Source organism: Dyella humicola (genome assembly GCF_026283945.1).
Classification (GTDB): domain Bacteria; phylum Pseudomonadota; class Gammaproteobacteria; order Xanthomonadales; family Rhodanobacteraceae; genus Dyella; species Dyella humicola.
In genome coordinates this window covers 325,368-342,689 of sequence record NZ_JAPDPC010000002.1, presented here as the reverse complement: position 1 = coordinate 342,689, position 17,322 = coordinate 325,368, and the positions used below count along the sequence as shown (strand labels likewise).

Sequence of the window (17,322 nt, the reverse complement as noted above, 5' to 3'; positions counted from 1 at the left end):
CTGGAACCCATGCTGAGGGGCGCCGACCGAACGAACATGCGCTCGCCATACGCATACGCACTGAAACGGCACCGCTGCGGCGCGGCAACCATCGCGGCGCAGCCTGCGTAGAATAGGCGCTCCTCCTCGCCCACATTGCGCATTCCATGGCTGTCAGCGTATTCGACCTGTTCAAGATCGGCATCGGCCCATCCTCCTCGCACACCGTCGGTCCCATGCGTGCGGCGGCGCGTTTCGCCGAGCGCTGGCTGGAAGAAAAAGGTGTACTTGATCGCGTCACGCGCGTGCGTGCCGAGTTGTATGGCTCACTCGCCATGACCGGCCGCGGCCATGGCACCGATAAAGCCGTGCTGCTGGGCTTCGAAGGCGCGCATCCGGACACGGTCGATCCCGACCGGATTCCCGAGACGCTGGCACGCATCCGCTCGACCCATCGCCTGCGCGTACTCGGCAAGCACGAGATCGAGTTCGAGGAAAAGCGCGACCTGGTCTTCAACAAGCGCCAGAAGCTGCCGTTCCACACCAATGGCATGCGCTTCTCGGCCTACGACGCTGAAGGCCATGAATTGGCCACGCGTGACTATTACTCCGTCGGCGGTGGCTTCGTGGTGAATCACGACGAAGCCGCCGAAGACCGCATCGTGGCCGATACCACCGAGCAGCCGTATTCGTTCTCCACCGGCGATCAGATGCTTGCGCTGTGTGAGAAGCACGGCATGACCATCGCCCAGTTGATGATGGAAAACGAAAAGGTCTGGCGCAGCGAGGCAGAAACACGCGCCGGTCTGCTGGTCATCTGGAAGGCCATGCAGGACTGTGTCAATCGCGGCCTGCGCTCGCCCGGCGTGCTGCCCGGCGGCCTCAAGGTGACGCGCCGCGCACCGGGCATGGCCGCTGAGCTGCGCAACGAGCCGGAGGCCGCACTGAAGGACCCGCTGACCATTCTCGACTGGGTGAACCTGTACGCGCTCGCGGTGAACGAAGAGAACGCGGCCGGTGGCCGCGTGGTGACCGCGCCGACCAACGGCGCAGCCGGCATCGTGCCGGCGGTGCTGCACTACTACCACCGCTTCTGCCCGAAGTCGGACGAGAACGGCATCATCGATTTCATGCTCACCGCTGGCGCCATCGGCATTCTCTACAAGGAAAATGCTTCGATCTCCGGCGCCGAAGTGGGCTGCCAGGGCGAAGTGGGCGTGGCCTGCTCGATGGCCGCCGGCGGCCTCACCGCCGCGTTGGGCGGTAACGTGCTGCAGGTGGAGAATGCCGCCGAGATCGGCATGGAACACAACCTCGGCCTTACCTGCGACCCGATCGGCGGCCTGGTGCAGATTCCCTGCATCGAACGCAATGCGATGGGTTCGGTCAAGGCCATCAACGCCAGCCGCATGGCGCTCAAGAGCGACGGCAAGCACCGCGTATCGCTCGACAAGGTGATCGCCACCATGCGCGAGACTGGCCGCGACATGAAGGACAAGTACAAGGAAACCTCGCGCGGCGGGCTGGCGGTCAATGTGATCGAGTGCTGAGCTTCTAACCCCCTCTCCCCTTTGGGCAGAGGGCTGGGGTGAGGGGCGGGTGCTTGCGGCCACGCGTTGACCGAGCGATATCGCCAGGGTGCCGCTTACGCAGCGGGCGTTCCGAACCGCTGCCGCGGTCCGGGTCACTTTTCTTTTGCTGGCCCAAAATAAAAGTAACCCAAAGAAAATGGCCTAAAGAGCCAGAGCTCATAGCATGGCGCGGGATACGAGCCTGACGGGCGTGGCCAGCCGAATGAGTGGCGGCCCATGGCCTAAACACCGCCGCTACCCCGCAACGCGCCGTAGCGCAGAGGGCTTAAAGCGTCGGTGGTGTGGTGGCTAGCTAGGCACACGGTTACGGCAACCGTTTCGACCGTCGGCCAGACCTGTTTTAAGTCCTCATCGCATCGGCGCGTTGCGGGGTAGCCGCTGTGTCTCGCCGTGGGCAGCCAACTACCCGCTCGCGCAAACCTTCCAACGCTTCTATCCCACGGAGTGCTACCAGCTCTTAAGGCCGTTTTCTTTGGGTTACTTTTCTTTTGGGCCAGCAAAAGAAAAGTGACTCGAGCGCCGGCAGGCGATCGAAACGCCCGCGGCGTAAGCGGCACCCTGGCGATATCGCTCGGTCAACGCGTGATCGCAAGCACCCGCCCCTCATCCCAGCCTTCTCGCCCACAGGGACTACCTTCGGGTCGCCCCAAGGGAAGAAGGAGCTGAGGATTGTCCCTTTCCACAAGCGATTCAATCACCTGCCTGTTGCAGCACGGCACGGCCCGTGATTCCTGCCGGGCTGACAGCGCCGCGCCGGGTCTGTCATGATCCGCCCCTTGCGTCGCCCGGGTGGCGACCCGTCGATCCACTGACCTCGGAACCCGCATGTCTTCATCCAGCCCCATCCGCCGCGATGTCGGTCCCTTCGCCCTCATGCTTACCGGCCTGGGCTCGATCATCGGCTCAGGTTGGCTGTTTGGCGCCTGGCGCGCGGCCGGCCTGGCGGGTCCTGGCGCCGTCTGGGCGTGGGTACTTGGCGCGGCCATCATCATGACCATCGCACTGACCTATGCCGAACTCGGTGCCATGTTCCCGGAGTCGGGCGGCATGGTGCGCTATAGCCATTACTCGCATGGCTCGCTGGTCGGCTTCATCGGCGCGTGGGCGAACTGGATTGCGATCGTCTCGGTGATCCCGGTGGAAGCCGAGGCGTCGGTGCAGTACATGGCCTCGTGGCCATGGCAGTGGGCGCATGATCTGTACATGCACATGCCTGATGGCCATGGCGAGTTGGCGCCTGCCGGCCTGGCCATCGCCGCGGTGTTGGTCATCATCTACTTCTTGCTCAACTTCTGGAGCGTGAAGCTGTTCGCGCGCTCCAATACCGCCATCACCGTGTTCAAGCTGGTGGTGCCTGCCGCCACGGGTCTCGCACTGATCGCCAGCGGCTTCCACACCGAAAACTTCTCGGTCGGCGTGCATGGCGATGCGCATGCCCTCGACTTCGCCGCCGTGCTCACCGCCGTCGCGACCGCCGGCATCGTCTTCAGCTTCAACGGCTTCCAGAGCCCGGTGAATCTTGCCGGCGAAGCGCGCAATCCGGGCAAGAGCATTCCGTTCGCGGTGATCGGCTCGATCGCGCTGGCCACTGTCGTCTACATCATATTGCAGGTGGCCTATATCGGCGCGGTGCCACCGGACTTGCTGGCCAAAGCCGGCTGGCACGGTGTCGACTTCCGCTCGCCGTTCGCCGAACTGGCCATCCTGGTCAACCTGCACTGGCTGGCGATGCTGTTGTACGTCGACGCCTTCATCAGCCCCAGCGGCACCGGCATGACGTATACCGCCACCACCGCCCGCATGATCTACGGCATGGAGCGCAACGGTACGCTGCCGAAGATCCTCGGTCGCATTCACCCGAAGTGGGGCGTGCCGCGCCCGGCAATGTGGTTCAACCTGGCGGTGTCGTTCGTCTTCCTGCTGTGCTTCCGCGGCTGGGGCACGCTGGCGGCGGTGATCTCGGTGGCCACCATCATTTCCTACCTCACCGGCCCGGTGAGCGCGATGACGCTGCGCCGCACGGCGCCGGACCTGCACCGCCCGCTGCGCATCAAGGGCCTGCCGATTCTCGCCGGCCTCGCCTTCATCCTCGCGACCGAGCTGCTATTTTGGGCGAGGTGGCCGCTGACAGGCGAGATCATCCTGCTGATGGTGGTGGCCCTGCCGGTATACCTGTATTACCAGGCCAAGACGGGCTGGCACGATTTCGGGCGCCAGATGAAGGGTGCCTGGTGGCTGGTGGTCTATCTCCCGGTGATCGCCGCCCTGTCGTGGGCCGGCAGTGATCAGTTCGGCGGCAAAGGTCTCTTGCCTTACGGCTGGGACCTGCTCGTGGTTGCCGTGTTTGGCCTGGTGTTCTATGTCTGGGGTGTGAAGTCCGGCTGGCGCACGCCGTCGGTGGAAACGGCAGAAATCGAAGCACTCAGCAACTCGCCGCACCACTGAGCCACGCTCGACGGCGCAAACAGAAACGCGCGGTGATGAGCCGCGCGTTTTTTTGTGGTGAATCGCCGAGTGTTCCAGTCATCCCCACCCAGCTAACTGAAACATCACCGCGGCGCCAACGCGAGTACGTCACCAAGCAGGGCTTGCGCCGTCACCTCCGGCCCCGCGCCCGGCCCCTGGATCACCAGCGGCTGGGTGTTGTAGCGCGTGGTGGTGAGGGCGAACTGGTTGTCGGTGCCATACAACCGTGTGGCCGGATGATTGGCCGGCACTTCGACCAGACCGACGCGGGCACGGCCACGCTGATTGAGCCGTGCCAGGAAGCGTAGCGAGCCACCGCGCGATTTGGCCTCTGCGTGGCGGGTGGCGAGCGGCTCATCCAGTTCTTCCAGGCGTGCAAGGAAGGTTTCCACGTTCACCGAGCGCAGCGACTCAGGCACCAGGCTCTCCACTTCCACTTCATCCGGGCGCAACGCGAAACCCGCGCAACGGGCGAGGATCAACAGCTTGCGCGCGACGTCTTCACCCGAAAGATCCGAACGCGGATCGGGCTCGGTGTAACCCAGTTCGCGCGCGCGACGCAGCAGGGCAGAGAACGGCTGGCTGCCGTCGTACTGGTTGAACAGGTAGGAAAGCGAACCGGAAAACACGCCTTCCAAGGTGAGCAAGGCATCGCCGCAATGGCGCAGGCGACGCAGCGTGGATAGCACCGGCAAGCCCGCACCCACGGTGGCCGAATCGCCATAGGTGCCGCCCTGCGCCAGGGCGCTTTGCAGCGAGCGCCAGCCCGGCAAGTCACCACCGGCAAGCGATTTGTTGGCGGTGACTACGTGATAGCCACGCGCCAACCAATCCGCATGGCGAGAGGCGAGCGTGCCGCAAGCAGTGGCGTCAATGATCACCTTGACCCGGGCATCGCTCGCATCGAGTGCGCTGAGCAGCGCAGCATCGTCGCGGTGGTCACCCTGACTCTTGAGCTTTTCGCGCAAGGCGCGATCGGCCAGCGGCTCGACCTGGATCTGCTGGCGACGCGAATTGGCGGCTCCCACCAAGCGGATCGAGGCCGCCGCCGGCGTGTTGAGTAACTTGAGGAACGCTCCGCCCACCACGCCCGTGCCGAGCAAGACCGTGGCGATGGACGACGGCGCCTGCTGTTTCGTTGCGCATGCGGCTTCGTCGATCCGGATGGCGCTCATGCGCTGACCCTGCGTTTGGCGTAACCCAGCGCTTGCGCGCGGCCCAGCGCGGCATCGAGATCGCGCAGCAGGTCGTCACCATCTTCGATGCCGATCGAAAGACGTAGCAGGCTGTCGGCGATACCGGCGGCGCGACGCGCCTCCGGCGCCATGGAGGCGTGCGTCATCGACGCAGGATGCGCGATCAAGCTTTCCACCCCACCGAGCGATTCGGCCAGCGAGAAATAGTGCAGCCCATCGACAAAGGCTTCGATGTTGGACGCATCGCCTTGCAGTTCAAAGCTGAGCATGGCGCCAAAGCCCAACTGCTGGCGCGCCGCCAGCGCATGACCCACGTGACTCTCCAGGCCTGGGTAATAGACTTTGCTCACGGCTGCATGGCCGTCCAAACGATCCGCAATGCGAACCGCGTTTTCCTGATGCTGACGCAGGCGCACACTTAGCGTGCGCAGGCCGCGCAAGGTCAGGAAGCTATCAAAGGGGGCGCCGGTGAGGCCGTTGCAGTTGCCCCACCACTTCAGCTGCTCGGCGACCGCGGGATCGCGCGCCACGACCGCACCGCCCACGACATCGCTGTGACCGTTGATGTACTTGGTGGTGGAGTGCACCACCACGTCCGCCCCCAGGGCCAGCGGTTGTTGCAAGGCCGGCGACAGGAAGGTGTTGTCGACCACGACCAAGGCACCCACCGCATGCGCAGCCTGCGCCACGTGGCGGATGTCGGTAATGCGCAGCAACGGGTTCGATGGCGTCTCCACCCACACCAGCGCAGGCTTGCCGGCGAGGCCTTCGGCCAGGGCATGGCCGTTGGTGAGGTCGATGAACTTCACCTGGAAGCGTCCCTTCTTGGCCCAGGCATCGAGCAGGCGCCAGGTACCGCCGTAGCAGTCGTGCGCGGCGATGATCGTCGCCCCGGCCGGCACCAGTTCCAGCGCTAGCGCCACCGCCGCCATGCCACTAGCGGTGACGACGGCGCCAGCGCCCTGCTCCAGCTCAGCCAGTGCCTCACCGAGCAGGTCGCGCGTGGGATTGCCACTGCGCGAGTAATCGTAGGTGCGCTTGCCGCCCAGCCCGGTGAACGCGTAGTTGGTCGACAAATGCAATGGTGGTACCACGGCACCGTGTTGGGTATCGGACTCGATGCCGGCACGCACAGCGCGGGTACAGGGGGATGGGGTCTCGCTCATGGGTGAATCTCCGTGCTTGTGGCGTTGCCGCGGGCGGCATGCATTGGTATCGGGGTCAACAACCGGCCAGCGCCTCGCGCAGCAACGGCGCGAGGCGATCGGTTTCCTTGAGGAAGGCGTCATGCCCGTACGGCGACTCGACCACTTCGAGCGTGGCCGGACCATGCAGGCGGCGCTGCAGCTCGCACAGGTCGGCGAGCGGTACCAGCCGGTCGGAAGGGAAGCCGATCAACGTGGCCGGCGCCGCGATCTGCTCCGGCGGCACGTCGTGCAGGTCGATGGATTCGGACAGGGCCAGAAAGCGCTCGACATCGAAACGCTCGACGAAGCGGCGGCCGGCGTGCTCCAGATAGTCCTCTACCGGGAAATGGAAACGACCGTCGCGAAACTCCGGTGCGGCGCCGAAACGGCGGGCAAACTCGTCGCTGCCGCGATACGTGGTCATGGCCAGTTGGCGGGCCAGCGCCAGCGCCTGTCCGGGCTGGCCGCAGTCCTGGCCCAGCCGCACGATCCCGCGCTGGACCGAGCGCTGCGCCGTGGCCAGCGGATGCGGGCGATGTGCACCGGCCAGCAAAACCAGCCGCCCCAGCGCATACGGATGACGCGCGGCAAACGCCAGCGCCGCCATGGCGCCATAGGACGAGCCGATGAAGGCATGTACACGCCCGATGCCGAGGGCCTCGATCAAGGCAGCCAGGGCATCGGCCTGGTCCTCGCTGGAAATGGCCTGTACATCTTCGAGGTCGGCTGGGGTGATCCAATCGATCGAGAGCACGCGGTAACGCTCCAGATCCAGCGCAAGCCCGCTACCGACCAGGGCCTGCCACCAGCCGGGAGAGGCATCGCCGTCGAGCGCCACCACGTCGCGACTGGCCGAGATGCCGCCCTGCACGATCACCGTGGGGGCGTCCGGGGCGCCACACCACAGGTAGTTCACATCGAGCTCGCACGGCGCGCTGCCGTACTTCGGCGTGATGGTGATGCGGCGGGTGCAGCGCTGGGTGGTGAGGTCCGGCCGCATGCCGCCAGCGGCCGCGGCAACGGCGGAGGCGATGGGCGTAACGGCTTGCTGCGGGCTGGACATCTCGGCTCTCTCCGGTCGGCATCGACCTGCGGACCGGAGAGGAGAGGAGAGCGCGTGGCGGCGCAACAACAGCGCGGCGGTGCGGATCTACCCTCATCTCGCGGCGTGCGCCCTAAGCGCTGCCGCAGGAATTGGCACCGTCGCGGAACTGTTCCGCAGGTTGCCCCGGCTTCAAAGGGCCTGTCCCTCCGCCGGTCTCGATGAGTTCGGTAGAATCTATCGTCGAAGGACATGCCTGTCAATAGACGTCTAAACGTCTAGGTGCATAGACCCCAATAGATGAACTGCCACGACGCCTTTTTGACATGACCGAAAGCCAGGCCAGGCAACGCTTTGAGCCCGATCGCACCAGGGCCTCACGCAGCCCTGGCGCGGCACCGGAAACTACTGCTTGATGGCTGTATACGACATGGTCCGGCCCTGCAATTTGTCTTCGAAGACCATTTCCATGCTCTTGCCGTCGGCACTCAGGGTCGACCTCACCACGGCAATGATCTTGCCCTCGCGCTTGTCGGTCTCCACCAGGGAGTTCTTGCCGACCTGCTTTACCATCACCGTGGTAATGCCTGGGTCGCCCTTGTAGGGGGCCTCGGTGCCATCCGTCTTGACGTCATAGGACTGCCCGGTCGGCGTAGTCATGCTCAGCTTGCCGCCATCTTCCTTATAGGTGAACAGCAGGCCATTGTCGGAGAAGCCCGTGATATCGGAGGTCACCCATGAGCCGGAGATGGCGTGCGAGCCACCCGGGCCCTTCGCCACCTGCTTCATGTCACCCTTGCCGGTGACCGGCTCGCTATTGGTGTTGCTGCTGTCGGTGAAGTCGAAATGGGCCGTCCTGCCGTCCGCCGACACGGTCGTCGTCGACGTGGCCACTACCTTGCCGCCCTTTTTCTCGGTTTCCTTCACCGTATGGTCGTCCACCACCTGCACGATCATGGTGTCGAAATACGGATGACCGGTAACCGTCTGGTCCGTTCCGTCGGCTTTGACGCTGATCGGCGGCACGCAGGTCTTGCACTCGTACATCCCTTTCTGCAGCACGATGACATCGGGCTTCTTGGACATCTGGACCTTGTTGGTATCGATCTTCCACGTGCCATCGAAGGTGTTCTGTGCCATCGCGCACAGCGGGCAAAACAAGACCAGCAGACCGATCCACAGTGACTTCTTCATGGTTGCGACTCCCCAGGTAGTGAGTGTGGCCAGGCATTGCCCATCGTCCCCGTGCAGACGTCTCTGCCGTTCGAGCAAGCTTCCCTTCCGAACCCAGCTGCTCGAACCTACGCCCGCCCTTCACCCCTAGCAATCAGCTGAATGGGTTAGAAAAAGCCAGCACATGGCAGGCGAATTTGCGACACGGCATGCAGGCTGCAACACTGCATCGACCCTAGGCCACGCACCGGCAAAAACCATGTCCATCGCCGCCAACCTCGTCATCGCCCTGGTCGCCCTGCTCCACGTCTGGTTCCTGATCCTGGAAATGTTCCTGTGGGAAAAACCGTCGGGGCGGCGAGCGTTCGGGCTCACGGCCGAATTCGCCGCGCAGTCCAAGGTGCTGGCGGCCAACCAGGGGCTCTACAACGGCTTTCTCGCCGCCGGCCTGTGCTGGGGTCTCTGGCTGGGCCGCAACGGCACCGATATCAAGCTGTTCTTTCTCGGTTGCGTGTTGATCGCCGGGCTGTTCGGCGGGCTGACTGCGAGCCGGAAAATACTCGTGATCCAGGCTCTGCCGGCCCTGCTTGGGCTAGTACTGGTGATGCTGGCCTGAACGCTTACTGGCATGGCGTCTCCTGCATCTGACGTGACGCTGTGCCATGCTTTTCGCTTGATCGCGATCCCGGACCAGCCCATGAGCCCCATTCAACAGGAAGCGGTGGGCAACCGCTTCGATCCCCGCCTGATGCAACACGCGCGCGAACGCACCTGGGCTGCGGTACAGGGCATCCGCGACCGGATGCGGCCCGGTATCAGCGAGGACCAGGCAAGGGCCGAAGCCGCCGAGGTCTTCCGTGCACTGGGCATGGAACGACTGTGGCACCCGGTGATCATTCGCATCGGGCCCAACACCACCAAGACCTACCGCGAGCGCTCCGACGCCAGCGTGCGCCTGGGCGAGAACGACATTTACTTCATCGACCTCGGACTGGTGTTCGATGGGCATGAGGGTGATGCGGGGGACACCTTCGTGGTGGGCCACGCTCCGGAGCACCAAGCCTGTGCCGATGCCGCGCGGGCACTGTTCAAAGTGGTCGCCGATGCATGGCGCAGCCAGGGCCTTAGCGGCGAGGCACTCTATGCCTTTGCCCAACAGCATGCCCAGGCGATGGGCTGGCAGCTGAACCACGAGATCAAGGGGCATCGCGTCAGCGACTTTCCCCATTCGGTGCACAAGGCCGGCGATCTCGGTGAACTGGGCGAACGGCCCTCCAGCGGCCTGTGGATCCTGGAAATCCAGATCGCCCACCCCAGCCAATCCTACGGCGCTTTCTACGAGGACCTGCTAAGCGTCGACTAGAACTTGTTCACGAGGAGTCCCGGCATGAGCAACGACGAAGCGATCCTTGAAGGCGGCTGCGACTGCGGCGAGCTGCGTTACCGCTTGATCGGCCCGCCGCTGTTCGTGCATTGCTGCCATTGCCGCTGGTGCCAGCGCGAGACGGGCACCGCGTTCGCCTTGAACGCCCTCATCGAAACCGAGCGGCTGAGCCTGCTCAAAGGCATGACCGAGGCCATCGTGACGCCCTCGCTCAGCGGCAAGGGCCAGACCATCATGCGCTGCCCAACCTGCCGCCTGGCCTTGTGGAGCCATTACGCCGGCGGCGGCCATGCGGTGGCCTTCGTGCGGGTGGGCACCCTGGACGAGCCCGATCGGCTCAGGCCCGACATCCACATCTACACGACGACCAAGCAGCCCTGGGTGGTGATCCCCGCCGGCGCGCCGGCGGTGGACGAGTTCTACCAAGCCGACCGGTACTGGCCGCCGGCAAGCCTGGAGCGGAGCCGGATCCTGCGGGAAAAGCTGGCAAGGGCCTAGTACAATGGCCGGTTCGCAAGCCTGATACCCCGCCATGTCCACGCATCTGACCGAAACCCGCCGTCGCCGCACCTTCGCCATCGTCAGCCATCCTGACGCGGGCAAGACCACGTTGACCGAAAAGCTGCTGCTGTTTGGCGGCGCCATCCAGATGGCCGGCTCGGTCAAGGGCCGCAAGGCTGCCCGCCACGCCACCTCCGACTGGATGGCGCTGGAAAAGGAGCGCGGCATTTCGGTGACCTCGTCGGTGATGCAGTTCCCCTACGAGGAGCGCATCGTCAACCTGCTCGACACCCCAGGCCACGCGGACTTCTCCGAAGATACCTACCGCGTGCTCACCGCGGTCGACTCGGCGCTGATGGTGATCGACTGCGCCAAAGGCGTGGAAGAACGCACGATCAAGCTGATGGAGGTGTGCCGCCTGCGCGATACGCCGATCATGACCTTCATCAACAAGCTCGATCGCGAGGGCCGCTCGCCGATCGAGCTGCTGGACGAAGTCGAGTCGGTGCTGGGCATCGCCTGTGCGCCGGTAACCTGGCCCATCGGCATGGGCAAGCGCCTGAAGGGTGTGTATCACCTGTTGCTCGACGAAGTGCATGTATTCGAGCAAGGCAAGAACTTCACCCGCCAAGACTCGACCATCTTCAGGGGCCTCGACGCACCCGGCCTTGCCGAGAAGATTGGCGCCGAAGCGCTGGCCGAACTGCGCGACGAACTGGAGCTGGTGCAAGGCGCCTCGCACCCATTCGAGCTGGATAAATACCTCGCTGGCAAGCTGACGCCCGTGTTCTTCGGCTCGGCGGTGAACAACTTCGGCGTGCAGCTGCTGCTGGACTTCTTTGTCGAGCACGCACCCTCGCCGCGCCAGCGCGCGACGCTGACGCGCGAGGTGAAGCCCGACGAAGAAAAGCTCACCGGCTTCGTGTTCAAGATCCAGGCGAACATGGACCCGGCGCACCGCGACCGGATCGCCTTCATGCGCGTGTGCTCCGGCACCTATACCGCCGGCATGAAGATGATCCAGACGCGCACCGGCAAGGAAGTGCGTATCGCCAACGCGCTGACCTTCATGGCCAGTGATCGCGAGATCGTCGAGTCGGCTTATCCCGGCGACGTGATCGGCCTGCATAACCACGGCACCATCGGCATCGGCGACACGTTCAGTGAAGGCGAGATGGTGAACTTCACCGGCATTCCGAACTTCGCGCCGGAATTGTTCCGCCGCGCACGCCTGCGCGACCCCATGAAGATGAAGGCGCTGCAGAAGGGCCTCGCACAGCTGTCCGAGGAAGGCGCGACCCAGTTCTTCCGTCCGCTGATGAGCAACGACCTCGTGCTTGGTGCGGTCGGCGTGCTGCAGTTTGACGTAGTGGCCTACCGCCTCAAGGACGAATACAGCGTCGACGCCAGCTTCGAAACCGTCGGTGTCGTCACCGCGCGCTGGGTGCATTGCGATGATGCAAAGAAACTCGAGGAATTCCGCGAGAAAAACGCCATGAACCTGGGCATCGACGCTGCCGGCGAACTGGTCTATCTCGCTCCCTCGCGCGTGAACCTGCAGTTGGCACAGGAGCGCTGGCCACAGGTCCGTTTCTCGGCCACGCGCGAGCACGCCACGTCAGTCGATCTCTGAGCAGCCGCCAGCGGTCCTCGCGCCACGCGCGTGGATGGCGAACATCGAAAACCGCGTCCAGGCTGCGAGTCCCATGGATGGCGCTCCATTGATCGCCATCGACGCGACGACATCGCGTCTCGTGAGTAATCGAGCCCCGTCAATGCCGCCGCTGCAACTAGAAGGCGTCTCGCTGCTAGCCTACCCCTTCATCCAGGGGGAACTACAACGCATGCAACAGGGACAAATCGCCTTCTCCACGCCAGCCTCTGCCACCCGCTGGCAACGCTGGATGGTGTTCTCGCCAGTAGCGCGCATCGTGTTCTTTGCCGCACTCATGTTCGTGCTGTACAAGCTGACCTACATGACGGTGGTCGGTCTTGGCGTGGTCGGCAAAGGCGTCGACCCGCTCATCCGTTCGCTGGGCATCCTGGCCATGTCGCTGCTGCCGGCCGTCATCAGCTACTTCGTCCTGGTCAAGGCGGTCGAGCGCCGCCCCATGCGTGAACTCGCGTGGCGCGATCTACCCAAGTGGGGCACGGCCGGCCTGGTCCTCGGCGCCGTGCTATTCAGTACGGTGGTGCTGGTACTTTGGCTGGCCGGCAGTTACCACGTCAGCGGCACCGACCCCCATGTGAATTGGCTGCCCGCCGTACTGGTCGTCGGCGTGGGCGCGGGTGTCGGCGAGGAAATCATTACGCGTGGCGTGTTGTTTCGCATGGTGGAAGAAGGGCTGGGCACCTGGTGGGCGCTAGCCATTTCCGCCCTGTTCTTCGGCGCCGCACACATCTTCAATCCAGGCGCCACCTGGTGGAGTTCGTTGGCCATCGCCATCGAAGCCGGCGTGCTGCTGGCCCTGCTCTATCACGTGACCCGCTCACTATGGGCCTGCATCGGCCTGCACGCGGCCTGGAACGTGATGCAGGGCACGGTGTTCGGCATTCCAGTATCCGGCACGGCAGCACACGGCTGGCTGATTTCCTCGCGCACCGGCTCCGACTGGCTGAGCGGCGGCGTGTTCGGTGCCGAGGCTTCGGTTGTCGCACTGATCATCTGCTCATCCTGCTCTGCCGTGCTGCTCGCCATCGCATGGCGCCGAGGTTCCATCGTCCCGCCGGCCTGGCGTCGTCGCTCACCCTCCATCGACCCGGTCACGGCCGCGTAGACCAGGCTGCGCCGACCCTGGACTGCCGATACCGAGGACAGCGACTAGAACTGCGGCGCGATGGCGCCGCAGGCTTTCGCTCAGTGTCGACTGCGCGCAGAGACCCACATGTCGATGCGGGCGCGGAATACTTCCTCACCGGCATCGTTGCGGACGTTGACCGTCACCGGCCATGCGTAGCCGTTGGTGGACTCGACCGCAGCGCTCTCAGGCTTCGCCAGCGCATGCATGGTCCCGACTGCCTTGGCCACGTACTCGACCGTCATGCCCTTCGGAATCCAACGCATGCTGGGCGGGATGGTGACATCGGTCATCACGCCCGCGCTCAATTCCGCGACGTTGCATAGGGCGATCGCATGCACGGTGCCGATATGGTTATGCACGCGACGGCGATCACGGATGCGCACCTCGCAACGGCCCGGCTCCAGTGCCATGAAGTACGGTGCAATGGTGGCGAAGTAAGGCGCCTTGAAGCAGATGAGGCGCGAGAAGATCCAGCGTCCGCCTGGCAGTGAAGCCAGGCGACGGTAAAGCGACAGCACCCGGCTCATGCAAACTCTCCAGTCAGGACGGAGCAGACGCTCCGTCCTTGCCCCGCGATGGGAGCGATTACGCTGCGTCCGCCAGCATCTTGTGATCCGCGCGGGTCACCGCCGCACGCAACTCGGACGGATCGAAATCGTCCACCGAGATGAACTCGAATACGCGCTCGCGCACGCGCTTGAGCAACTCGTACTCCGCAGCGGTGATCACGCCCGCCTGCATCGCCTCGACCAACTGGCCGCTGTAGTCGTGCGATTTGAACTGGCCCGCCTTCTGCGCCTTGCCAAACTTGCGCTCCACCGGCTCAGCCGCGATCACGTCTGGCAGCAGCGCATTCATGCGACCGATGGTGTTGTTGGCGGTCGGGGTGAGATAAGTCCACTCGGTGAGTCGATCGCGCGCTTCGCCCGGCGCCGTGATCAGGGCGGCTACGCGGCGACCCAGACGATCGGAAGGTGGCACTTCGCGACGGCCCAGGGGGAACACCAGTGCACGCAGCAACCAGGACACCGGACGCACCGGGAAGTTGCGGATCGCGCCATCCAGCGCCATCTGCATGCGCCAGACGCACTCATGGAACGCCCAGGCCAGCAACGGACGGTCCGCTTCCGGACGACCCGTATCTTCGTAGCGCTTGAGCATCGCGCTGGCGATGTACAAGTAGCTCAGCACGTCACCCAGCCGGGCCGACAGCTTTTCCTTGAACTTCAACTTGCCGCCGAGCACACCCATGAAGGTGTCGGCGCACAGCGCCAAGGCAGCCGAGTAGCGGTTGAGCTTGCGGTAGTAGCGGCGCGTATAGGCATCACCGGCGGTGTCGCCGAAGCGTGAGCCGGTGAGACCCAGGGTGAAGCTGCGTACCGCATTGGAAATGCCGAAGCCGATATGGCCGAACAGCGCGCGGTCGAACGTCTTCAGGCGATCGCCGTAATCGGCGATCGACAGCGCCTGCATTTCCTTCAGCACATAAGGATGGCAGCGGATCGCACCCTGGCCGAAGATCATCAGGCTGCGCGTCATGATGTTCGCGCCTTCCACGGTGATGGCGATCGGCACACCCTGCCAGGCGCGGCCCGCGTAGTTCTTCGGACCCAGCTGCACGGCCTTGCCGCCATGCACGTCCATCGCATCGCCGGCGATCACGCGCCCCCATTCGGTAGCGTGGTACTTGGCGATCGCCGACGGCACGGCCGGCTTCTCGCCGCGATCCACCGCCGCTGCGGTCGCACGCGACAGTGCGGCGGTGGCATAGGTCAGGCCGCCAATGCGAGCCAGCGCCTCTTCCACACCCTCGAAGCGGGCGATCGACAGTCCGAACTGCTTGCGCATGCGCGCATACGCACCGGTGGCCGCCACTGCAGCCCGCACACCGCCCGTTGCATTGGATGGCAGGGAGATCGCGCGACCGACCGACAGACACTCCACCAGCATGCGCCAGCCATGACCGGCCATGTGCGGGCCGCCGATCAGCACCGACATCGGTACAAACACGTCCTTGCCGTGCAACGGTCCGTTTTGGAATGGCACGTTCAACGGCAGGTGGCGACGACCGATTTCCAGACCCGGCGTCGAACGCGGCAACAGCGCCAGCGTGATACCGAGGTCTTCCTTTTCACCCAGAAGCTGCTCAGGGTCGTACAAGCGGAAGGCCAGGCCCACCACGGTGGCGATCGGTGCCAGGGTGATGTAGCGCTTGTCGAACGTGAGCTTCATGCCCAGCGTTTCGACGCCATCGACCATCTGTTTGCACACGATGCCGTAGTCGGTGATCGAAGTAGCGTCCGAACCCGCATACGGGCCGGTGAGTGCAAAGCAGGGAATCTCGTCGCCCACCGCGAGGCGCGGCAGGTAGTGGTTCTTCTGCTCGTCGCTGCCGTAGTGCAGCAGCAGCTCGGCCGGGCCCAGCGAGTTGGGCACGGCGACGGTCGATGCCACAGTGGCGGACATCGAGGCGAGCTTCTGCAGTACGGCGGAGTGCGCCAGCGCCGAGAAGCCCAGCCCGCCGTAGGATTTCGGAATGATCATGCCGAAGAACTTGTGCTTCTTCACGAAGGCCCAGACGTCCGGCGGCAGGTCGGCCAGCTCGTGAGTGATCTGCCAGTCGTCGATCATGCCGCACAGCTGCTCTACCGGGCCGTCCATGAAGGCCTGTTCTTCCACGCTCAGCTCGGGCTTGGGCTGCTTGAGCAGCTCGTGCCAGTCGGGCTTGCCGGAGAACAACTCACCTTCGAAGCCGACCGTGCCGGCTTCCAGCGCGGTCTGCTCGGTTTCGGAGAGCTTGGGCGTCACCTGGGCAAAAAGCTTCAGCAGCGGTGCGCTGATCTGCTTGCGACGGAAGCCGTCCATCAGCAAGGGCACGGCGATCGCCAGCTCGATCACCAGCAGGATGAACATCGTCCAGGGCGCGCCGGCCATCAGGCCGACCACGGCGGTGGCAATCACCGTGGCAATCGCCCAGGTGCGCAGGCTGCTGCGATGGTAGGCACAGGCGCCGGTGGCGATAAGCGCCGCCAACAGAGTCAGGATCACGGACATCACAACACCTCGTTACGAATGACGGCTTGGCGGATTACAGGCATCACGCGGGTTCAAACGGGAACCGCATCGCTGCGGTCCTGGGCGGAAAATGGGCCCACGAATCGTGCAATTTCGCGGGTGAATGCATCGTTGGCGTCGCCGGCCACCATATGGGTGGCTCGCGGCAACTCCACATGCTCGGCATGCGGCACCAGCTTCAGGAACTCGTCGACGTTATCGCGCGACACCACATCGCTGCGACCGCCGGACAGCAGCAGCACAGGCGCCTGAACTTTGGCGGCAGCGGCCATCAGGCGCGGCTGGTAGCGCTCGCTCTCGCTAATGAGGCCGCCGAGCAGTGCCGGGTCCCAGTGCCAACGCAAGCGGCCGTCAGCACCTTCGCGCAACAGCGGGCGCAGCTGGTCTTCGGATTTGCGCCCCGCGCGATGCGGCATGTACACCGCGATTTCATCCGCGGCCTCGGCATAACTGGTGAAGCCATCCGGATGCGCCTGCATGAAAGCGAGAATGCGTTCGACGCCAGCGGTCTCCCAGCGCGGGGTGATATCCACCAGCACCATCGCGCGGAACGCCTGCGGATCGATCTCTCCCGCAATGACCAGACCCAGCAGGCCGCCCATCGAGGCACCCACCAGGATGGGCTTGTGCTCCTCGGCATGGGCCAGCAGGCGCAGATCGCCAACGAACTGTTCCATGTGGTACTCGCCGCCTGGAACACGATCGCTTTCGCCATGGCCGCGGCTGTCGTAGCTCACGCAACGACAACCCAGCGATGCCAGGGCTGCGGCCGTGCCGAGCCACGCGCCGCGCGTCTGGCCAAAGCCATGCGCGAACAGCAGGGTCGGGCTACCTGACGGATTGCACACTTCGACCGCCAGCCCAAGGCCATCGGCGGCTTCGACACGTGTCACGCTTTTCGCAACGGAGGAATTAGCTACCATACG

14 protein-coding genes and 1 riboswitch are annotated in these 17,322 nt (G+C 64.4%); of the genes, 7 read left to right on the top strand and 7 right to left on the bottom strand.

What is annotated here, in order from left to right; translation table 11 throughout:
- Nucleotides 1-146: 146 nt before the first annotated feature.
- Nucleotides 147-1,529 carry an L-serine ammonia-lyase gene (locus OUZ30_RS16240; protein WP_266183473.1) on the top strand — a complete coding sequence of 461 codons (1,383 nt, stop codon included), beginning with the start codon at nucleotides 147-149 and terminating at the stop codon, nucleotides 1,527-1,529.
- Nucleotides 1,530-2,396: 867 nt separating this feature from the next.
- Nucleotides 2,397-4,016: an APC family permease gene (locus OUZ30_RS16235; RefSeq protein WP_266183472.1), complete on the top strand. Its 1,620-nt coding sequence runs from the start codon at nucleotides 2,397-2,399 to the stop codon at nucleotides 4,014-4,016.
- A 104-nt stretch (nucleotides 4,017-4,120) separates the two neighbouring features.
- Here the strand turns inward: OUZ30_RS16235 and OUZ30_RS16230 are convergent, their stop codons facing one another.
- The 4 genes from OUZ30_RS16230 to OUZ30_RS16215 all read right to left on the bottom strand — a co-directional run bounded on the left by OUZ30_RS16230 (nucleotide 4,121) and on the right by OUZ30_RS16215 (nucleotide 8,656).
- Nucleotides 4,121-5,212, bottom strand: coding sequence for a homoserine dehydrogenase family protein (locus tag OUZ30_RS16230; RefSeq protein WP_266183471.1), 1,092 nt, complete (start codon nucleotides 5,210-5,212; stop codon nucleotides 4,121-4,123).
- Nucleotides 5,209-6,399 (bottom strand): cystathionine gamma-synthase, encoded by a 1,191-nt coding sequence (gene metB / locus OUZ30_RS16225; RefSeq protein ID WP_266183470.1) that lies wholly within the window; start codon nucleotides 6,397-6,399, stop codon nucleotides 5,209-5,211. Before metB ends, OUZ30_RS16230 begins: the two co-directional genes overlap by 4 nt.
- A 55-nt stretch (nucleotides 6,400-6,454) precedes the next feature.
- Nucleotides 6,455-7,483, bottom strand: coding sequence for a homoserine O-succinyltransferase MetX (metX, locus tag OUZ30_RS16220; protein ID WP_266183469.1), 1,029 nt, complete (start codon nucleotides 7,481-7,483; stop codon nucleotides 6,455-6,457).
- 90 nt (nucleotides 7,484-7,573) lie between these two features.
- A riboswitch (SAM riboswitch) is annotated at nucleotides 7,574-7,690 on the bottom strand.
- A 177-nt stretch (nucleotides 7,691-7,867) separates the two neighbouring features.
- Nucleotides 7,868-8,656, bottom strand: a complete 789-nt coding sequence (locus OUZ30_RS16215; protein WP_266183468.1) for a hypothetical protein — start codon at nucleotides 8,654-8,656, stop codon at nucleotides 7,868-7,870.
- Between the two features lie 238 nt (nucleotides 8,657-8,894).
- Here OUZ30_RS16215 and OUZ30_RS16210 point away from each other — a divergent pair, with 238 nt between their 5' ends.
- The 5 genes from OUZ30_RS16210 (at nucleotide 8,895) to OUZ30_RS16190 (ending at nucleotide 13,297) form a co-directional block, all read left to right on the top strand.
- Nucleotides 8,895-9,251, top strand: a complete 357-nt coding sequence (locus OUZ30_RS16210) for a DUF1304 domain-containing protein (protein WP_266183467.1) — start codon at nucleotides 8,895-8,897, stop codon at nucleotides 9,249-9,251.
- Between the two features lie 81 nt (nucleotides 9,252-9,332).
- Complete coding sequence (locus OUZ30_RS16205) at nucleotides 9,333-9,998, top strand: M24 family metallopeptidase (protein WP_266183466.1); 666 nt, start codon at nucleotides 9,333-9,335, stop codon at nucleotides 9,996-9,998.
- A 24-nt stretch (nucleotides 9,999-10,022) separates the two neighbouring features.
- Nucleotides 10,023-10,517: a GFA family protein gene (locus tag OUZ30_RS16200; RefSeq protein WP_266183465.1), complete on the top strand. Its 495-nt coding sequence runs from the start codon at nucleotides 10,023-10,025 to the stop codon at nucleotides 10,515-10,517.
- Between the two features lie 34 nt (nucleotides 10,518-10,551).
- On the top strand, nucleotides 10,552-12,153 hold the full coding sequence (locus tag OUZ30_RS16195) for a peptide chain release factor 3 (RefSeq protein WP_266183464.1): 1,602 nt from the start codon (nucleotides 10,552-10,554) through the stop codon (nucleotides 12,151-12,153).
- 211 nt (nucleotides 12,154-12,364) lie between these two features.
- On the top strand, nucleotides 12,365-13,297 hold the full coding sequence (locus OUZ30_RS16190; RefSeq protein WP_266183463.1) for a CPBP family intramembrane glutamic endopeptidase: 933 nt from the start codon (nucleotides 12,365-12,367) through the stop codon (nucleotides 13,295-13,297).
- A gap of 80 nt (nucleotides 13,298-13,377) precedes the next feature.
- On the opposite strand, the gene OUZ30_RS16185 is transcribed toward OUZ30_RS16190, so the two are convergent.
- Genes OUZ30_RS16185 through OUZ30_RS16175 form a run of 3 tightly spaced genes read right to left on the bottom strand, consistent with a single transcriptional unit; the run spans nucleotide 13,378 to nucleotide 17,319 of the window.
- Nucleotides 13,378-13,848, bottom strand: a complete 471-nt coding sequence (locus OUZ30_RS16185) for a hotdog fold domain-containing protein (RefSeq protein WP_266183462.1) — start codon at nucleotides 13,846-13,848, stop codon at nucleotides 13,378-13,380.
- 58 nt (nucleotides 13,849-13,906) lie between these two features.
- Nucleotides 13,907-16,375 (bottom strand): acyl-CoA dehydrogenase, encoded by a 2,469-nt coding sequence (locus OUZ30_RS16180; protein ID WP_266183461.1) that lies wholly within the window; start codon nucleotides 16,373-16,375, stop codon nucleotides 13,907-13,909.
- Nucleotides 16,376-16,428: 53 nt separating this feature from the next.
- A complete protein-coding gene (locus OUZ30_RS16175; RefSeq protein ID WP_266183559.1) occupies nucleotides 16,429-17,319 on the bottom strand; it encodes an alpha/beta fold hydrolase in 891 nt (296 codons plus the stop codon).
- Nucleotides 17,320-17,322 lie beyond the last annotated feature (3 nt).

Coding starts and splice junctions, on each gene's coding strand:
- OUZ30_RS16240 (WP_266183473.1), top strand. CDS start 147: ATGGCTGTCAGCGTATTCGACCTGTTCAAGATCGGCATCGGCCCATCC.
- OUZ30_RS16235 (WP_266183472.1), top strand. CDS start 2,397: ATGTCTTCATCCAGCCCCATCCGCCGCGATGTCGGTCCCTTCGCCCTC.
- OUZ30_RS16230 (WP_266183471.1), bottom strand. CDS start 5,212: ATGAGCGCCATCCGGATCGACGAAGCCGCATGCGCAACGAAACAGCAG.
- metB (WP_266183470.1), bottom strand. CDS start 6,399: ATGAGCGAGACCCCATCCCCCTGTACCCGCGCTGTGCGTGCCGGCATC.
- metX (WP_266183469.1), bottom strand. CDS start 7,483: ATGTCCAGCCCGCAGCAAGCCGTTACGCCCATCGCCTCCGCCGTTGCC.
- OUZ30_RS16215 (WP_266183468.1), bottom strand. CDS start 8,656: ATGAAGAAGTCACTGTGGATCGGTCTGCTGGTCTTGTTTTGCCCGCTG.
- OUZ30_RS16210 (WP_266183467.1), top strand. CDS start 8,895: ATGTCCATCGCCGCCAACCTCGTCATCGCCCTGGTCGCCCTGCTCCAC.
- OUZ30_RS16205 (WP_266183466.1), top strand. CDS start 9,333: ATGAGCCCCATTCAACAGGAAGCGGTGGGCAACCGCTTCGATCCCCGC.
- OUZ30_RS16200 (WP_266183465.1), top strand. CDS start 10,023: ATGAGCAACGACGAAGCGATCCTTGAAGGCGGCTGCGACTGCGGCGAG.
- OUZ30_RS16195 (WP_266183464.1), top strand. CDS start 10,552: ATGTCCACGCATCTGACCGAAACCCGCCGTCGCCGCACCTTCGCCATC.
- OUZ30_RS16190 (WP_266183463.1), top strand. CDS start 12,365: ATGCAACAGGGACAAATCGCCTTCTCCACGCCAGCCTCTGCCACCCGC.
- OUZ30_RS16185 (WP_266183462.1), bottom strand. CDS start 13,848: ATGAGCCGGGTGCTGTCGCTTTACCGTCGCCTGGCTTCACTGCCAGGC.
- OUZ30_RS16180 (WP_266183461.1), bottom strand. CDS start 16,375: ATGTCCGTGATCCTGACTCTGTTGGCGGCGCTTATCGCCACCGGCGCC.
- OUZ30_RS16175 (WP_266183559.1), bottom strand. CDS start 17,319: ATGGTAGCTAATTCCTCCGTTGCGAAAAGCGTGACACGTGTCGAAGCC.